Annotated in this window: 5 protein-coding genes and 2 pseudogenes; 2 read left to right on the top strand and 5 right to left on the bottom strand. The window is 66.2% G+C overall.

The window, feature by feature from the left end; translation table 11 throughout:
- The 3 genes from JCM19049_RS07865 to JCM19049_RS19410 form a co-directional block, all read right to left on the bottom strand.
- Nucleotides 1-446 (bottom strand): SURF1 family protein (locus JCM19049_RS07865; protein ID WP_279402728.1); only part of this gene is annotated, 446 nt, incomplete at its 3' end.
- A 10-nt stretch (nucleotides 447-456) separates the two neighbouring features.
- Nucleotides 457-696, bottom strand: a complete 240-nt coding sequence (locus JCM19049_RS07860) for a hypothetical protein (protein ID WP_054821316.1) — start codon at nucleotides 694-696, stop codon at nucleotides 457-459.
- On the bottom strand, nucleotides 697-1,170 hold the full coding sequence (locus tag JCM19049_RS19410; protein WP_279402727.1) for a DUF3099 domain-containing protein: 474 nt from the start codon (nucleotides 1,168-1,170) through the stop codon (nucleotides 697-699).
- 217 nt (nucleotides 1,171-1,387) lie between these two features.
- On the opposite strand from JCM19049_RS19410, the pseudogene fabG reads away from it, so the two are divergent.
- Nucleotides 1,388-2,109: pseudogene (fabG, locus tag JCM19049_RS07850) on the top strand (3-oxoacyl-ACP reductase FabG).
- 86 nt (nucleotides 2,110-2,195) lie between these two features.
- Nucleotides 2,196-2,944, top strand: a pseudogene (locus tag JCM19049_RS07845) (SDR family oxidoreductase).
- Between the two features lie 155 nt (nucleotides 2,945-3,099).
- On the opposite strand, the gene JCM19049_RS07840 reads toward JCM19049_RS07845, so the two are convergent.
- Together JCM19049_RS07840 and JCM19049_RS07835 are read right to left on the bottom strand one after the other, a co-directional pair.
- Entirely contained in the window at nucleotides 3,100-4,566 is a 1,467-nt protein-coding gene (locus JCM19049_RS07840) for a VanW family protein (RefSeq protein ID WP_054821315.1), read from the bottom strand.
- Nucleotides 4,563-4,814, bottom strand: coding sequence for a hypothetical protein (locus JCM19049_RS07835; RefSeq protein ID WP_279402726.1), 252 nt, complete (start codon nucleotides 4,812-4,814; stop codon nucleotides 4,563-4,565). The genes JCM19049_RS07840 and JCM19049_RS07835 overlap by 4 nt, the downstream gene beginning before the upstream one ends.
- Nucleotides 4,815-5,192: the final 378 nt, after the last annotated feature.

Genomic DNA, 5,192 nt, shown 5'->3' with positions numbered 1-5,192 from the left:
TTCAGGCGCACCTGGACCGAGACGGTGCCGGTCGGGGGAGCGGGCACCTCATCGGGCCACCCGCCGCGCTCATCGCCAATGGGAAGGAACCCGCGGTCCACGATCACGGTCTTGCCCTGCGTGGTGCGGAAGGGGACCAGCACCTCGTAGCCCGGGCGTCCGGACTTGATGCGGTTGCGCACAATCCGGGTGTCATCGCTCAGGTACTGGCCCTGCAGGGCCACGGTGGTCCACTTCTTGTCCTCGGGCAGCTGATCGAACAGCGCCATGGCCTCCTTGGAGCCGCTGGCCGGGGCGAAGTAGTTCTCGTTCACGTGGGATATCTCGGTGAGCACCTCGGCGCGGCGATCCATCTGCCAGCGCCCCAGGAACACGCAGGCGGTCGCGAACACGCACACCAGCAGCAACCAGCCGATCCAGCGGGTACTGGCCAAAAAACGATACATGGGGTGCGATCTACTCCTTCGCCGGATCCACCGGCTGGGTTTCCTTGTACAAGAGCCGCTGGCGCAGGTAGTCCTCCAGCCAGACGCGGTGCTGGGGGCAGGCCAACCAGACCTTGCGGCGTTCGGGGGTGTGGATCTTGGGGTTGTTCCACAGGATCTTGAATTCGGCCGGCTGCCGGCAGCCCTTGCGGCTGCAGATCAGTTCCCGTGGTCCTTCAGATCCACCGCCAAGCGAGGACAGCAGATCCATCTAGTTCCCTTCCCGTTGCTCGTTTTCTGGTTTTCCCGCGGCGCCCTTATCCGGCTCCTCGGAGTCATCGGCCGCGTCCGCCCAGGTGCCCTCGATGGTTTCCCCGGCGGCGCTGGGCTCCGGCGGTTCGGGCTGCGCCTGTTCCTCATCCGGCTGCTGCCAAACCCCGGCAGGAAGCTGGCTGGGGTCCCGGTCGGTGAAGAACTCGACTGGCGGCTGGCGCTTGGTCACGTCCGCGCCCCGGTTGGCGATCACCACCGCAATATAGGGAAGCACCACCGCCCCCACCAGCAGGATCCACTGCAGCGGACCGTGGGTGAAGAACGCGGCAATGAAGCACAGCACGCGGATGGTCATGGAGATCGTGTACTTGCGCACGCGCGAATTATGGTCCACGGTGTGCGATTCGTGGGCCTCGGTAATCCGGTGAACGGGCACCGCATTGTTGGGGCGATGCGGGTGGGTGTGCGTCATGACCTCAGGTTTAGCTTCCTGCAGAATATTCCGTAGCCATTGTCTCACCGAAACGGGGCTTAAGCGTAATTTCTACCCTGCGTCGAACTAAGAATACCCACTGGTAGGCAATAGGATGACAGGTGAGAGAATTTTCGTCGCCACGTGCGCGCCGCCAACCCCCACCGCAGCCCGGTGGAGTGCCGTGCGCCGTCGAGCCAAGGAATTGGAGAGAAGATTGAGCACTGAGACCCCGACCGGGCGCAGCGTCCTGGTCACCGGTGGAACCGCGGCATCGGCCTGCAGATCGCCCGCGCCTTTGAGGCCAACGGCGACAAGGTGGCCATCACCTACCGCAGCGGCCAGGTGCCCGAGGGCCTGCTGGGCGTGAAGGCCGACGTGACCGACGCCGCGTCCATCGACGCCGCGTTCACCGAGGTGGAGGCCGCCCACGGCCCGGTTCAGGTGCTGATCGCCAACGCCGGGGTCACCAAGGACACCCTGCTGCTGCGCATGGGCGAGGAGGAATTCACCTCGGTCATCGACACCAACCTCACCGGTGCCTTCCGGGTCATCAAGCGCGCCTCCAAGGGCATGCTGCGCAAGAAGTACGGCCGCATCGTGCTGATCTCCTCCGTGGTGGGCCTCTACGGCTCCCCGGGCCAGATCAACTACGCCGCCTCCAAGGCCGGGCTGGTGGGCATCGCCCGCTCGCTGACCCGCGAACTGGGATCGCGCAACATCACCGCGAACGTGGTCGCCCCCGGATTCATCAACACCGACATGACCGCCGCGCTGCCCGAGGCCACCCAGAAGGACTACCTCTCCTCCATCCCGGCCGGACGCTTCGCCGAGGCCGAGGAGGTGGCCAAGGTGGTGCGCTGGGTCGCCAGCGATGAGGCGTCCTACATTTCCGGGGCGGTCATCCCGGTCGACGGCGGCCTGGGTATGGGCCACTAGCCACCACCCCAGAAGAACTTGGCGGCCGGCGCCCTGCCGGCGGCGGCCGCCACCCACAGATTCAGCAACATCAAGGAGTAAAGACTTTGAGCGACTACAAGGGCGCAATCGTCACCGGTTCCTCGCGCGGCATCGGATCGGTCACCGCACAGATCCTGGCCGAGAAGGGGATCGGCGTGGTGGTCAACTACCGTTCCAAGGCCCCGCGGGCGAACAAGATCGTGGCCGGCATCCAGGAGAAGGGCGGCTGCGCGGTCGCCGTGGGCGCGGACCTGACCACCGTGGAGGGTCCGGCCGCGCTGGTGGACGCCGCGGTGGAGAACTTCGGCTCGCTGGACGTGCTGGTGCTCAACGCCTCGGGCGGCATGGAAACGAACATGGGGAGAACTACGCGCTGCGCCTGAACCGCGACGCGCAGGTGGCCATGCTCACCGCCGCCCTGCCCAAGATGTCCGCCGGTGCCCGCGTCGTGTTCGTCACCAGCCACCAGGCGCACTTCATCCACGAGGTCTCCACCATGGACGCCTACGACGCGGTGGCCAAGTCCAAGCGCGCCGGTGAGGATGCGCTGCGCGAGATGATCCCGCAGCTGAGCGAGAAGGGCATCAGCCTGGTGGTGGTCTCCGGGGACATGATCGAGGGCACCATCACCGCCACCCTGCTCAACCGCATGGAGCCCGGCGCCATCGACGCGCGCCGCGAGGCCGCCGGCAAGCTGTACTCCGTGGAGGAGTTCGGCGCGGAGGTGGCCAAGATGGTCTTCGCCGACGTGGAAACCGGGCACACCGAACTGGTCGGCGGCGCCGGGGACTTCTTGAAGGCCTCGGGCCAGTAGGCGCCGTCCAACGCGTTCACCCCGGTCCCGCCAGCTGGCGGGGCCGGGGTGAACACTTTAACCGGCAGGTCGAATCCCGGTCCGGAGATTAACGGCCGCGGGCCGGAAGGAAGCGTGAAGGCTTCCTTCCGGGCCCGCGGTGCGCCGGCAGGTGGTTACGGCTTCTTGCCGCACACCACCTTGTGCCAGGGCGCGTAGGTCCAGCTGGTCACATCCGGCGGCAGGGTCTTCGAGCCGTCGATGCTGGTGCGGTTGCGGGTGATCGAGATGCTGAAGCCCTTCTTGCCCCCGCTTTCGGAGACGCACTTTTCCGCATCGTTGTACTTGGTCTCCGGGTTGGTGAAGCTGTGCTTGCCCGAGCTGGACTCGCTCACCTTCCAGTACTTGGTGCTCCACAGCCGGGTGTGCACCGCGTCGGGGGAGACCCAGGCCTCGATCATCACGCCGTAGGGGGTGTTGTTCTTCCACTTCATGTCCACCTGGCCCTCCCACAGGGTGGCCTCGCGGCCGGCCGGGTAGCGTTCAAACCAGCGCGAGTGCGGCTTGTGGGTGATGTCGTCGTAGCCGGCCAGGAAGCCGACGTTGTACATCTGGGTGGAGATCTGCGACAGCCCGCCGCCCACCGCCTCGGTGGAGAAGCCGTTTTCCACCACGCCGGAGCTGTAGTAGCCGTTGGCCACGGTGATCGGGCCCAGCGCCTCCAGCAGCGAGAAGGTCTCACCGGGCTTGACCACCACGCCGGTCAGCCGCTTCGCGCCGGCCTTCAGGTTCTTGGTGCGCACCGTGTCGTTGGCCGGGTACGGGGTGGAGAATTCAACGATCTCCTCCTTGATGCCCAGCTTCTTGGCATCCTCCGTGGTGAAGTCCGCCTCCTTGGTTTCCATCCGCACCTCGGCGGTGCGCGAATCCCCGGTCCCGGCGGCGAGCACCTTGGCGCCCAGGTCCTTGGTTTCCAGGGCCATTCCCGGCGTGGACTCGATGATCTTCGGCTTGCCGCCGGAGAAGACAATCTTCGCGTCCTTCGCGGTGCTGCTCAGCTCCGAGTTCTTCGTCGCGGCCTTGTACAGCGCCTGGTCATCAAGCACCAGCTGCGGCTGCTGCTCGTCGTTGACCGAGTACTTCGCGGCGGAGGCGATCGAGGCGGGGGAGAGCTCGACCTGCTTCTCCCCGTTGCTCAGCGTCACCGGGGCGGAGAGCAGCTTGGCCACGGTCTCATCGTGGAAGGCCTGCAGCTGCTCAGCCGAGACGGCCGGTTCGGTGACCTCGGCCGAAAGCGGGATCTTTTCCCCGTCCAGCTTCCACCCATCCTGCACGGTGTGCGCCGAATCATCCACGTCCAGCTGCACGCCGCTGACCGGGGAGATAACCTTCGCCTTGGCGCCCTCGAACTCGATGGTCCCCTCGGCAACCTCGGCATCCGCCTTCTTGGCCAGCTGCTCCAGCTCACCGGTCAGCTTCGCCTCATCGACGGTGGTCACCGGTTCGGCCTGGTAGGAGCCGGTCAGCCGCTGCCAGAGCTTGCCCGGGTTCAGCTCGTATCCGGTCAGCTGCTCCACGGTGGCGTCCACGTCCAGCCCGAGCCCGGCCGCGGCCGGGTCCAGCTGGTAGTCCTTGGCGTTCACGGTGACGTCGATGGGTTCCTCGGCCCGCGGGGCCAGCTGCTCCTGCAGGGTGGCCCGGGCTCGTCCTGGCTCAGGGAGCCGATCGCGATCCCGGAGACCGTGGTGTTGGCCGGGATCTGCGAGCTGATCCACGCGGCCCCGCCGAAGTAGGCTCCGGCCACGGCCACCACCGCGCATCCGCTGATGATCCATGGCTTGGCGCTGGATTTGCGCTGCTTGGCTGAATCGCCGGAATCCGGTTCGCTCATCTGCACTGGTCTTAGACTCTTTCGCACGACATTGGGTCAGGCGCCGCCGCCGGGTTGCTCCCGCCGTCGGGGAGGGTGCCGGTGCGCGCCACCAGAAATCCTATCGGTTAGACCAACACGAAAACGCGCTAAGGCCCGCTTGCCAGCGAATCGTTATCTAGTTGTTGGATTTGGGTGAAGATGCGCTTAACATTTCCCCGGTTGGCCTTGAGCTACTCGGCGGCGGCCGGGGTATCCAGGGCCGGGTGGTCGAACACCGAGCCCTCTTCCACCTCACTGCCCAGCACCAGGTCCGCGATCACCTCCAGGTCCGGGAAGTCCAGCTTCACCGCCGCATGCTCGCGCAGCGCCGGCTTGGCGTTGAACGCCACCCCGAGC

The organism is Arthrobacter sp. JCM 19049 (assembly GCF_001310435.1).
This window is presented reverse-complemented; position numbering and strand designations above follow the sequence as displayed.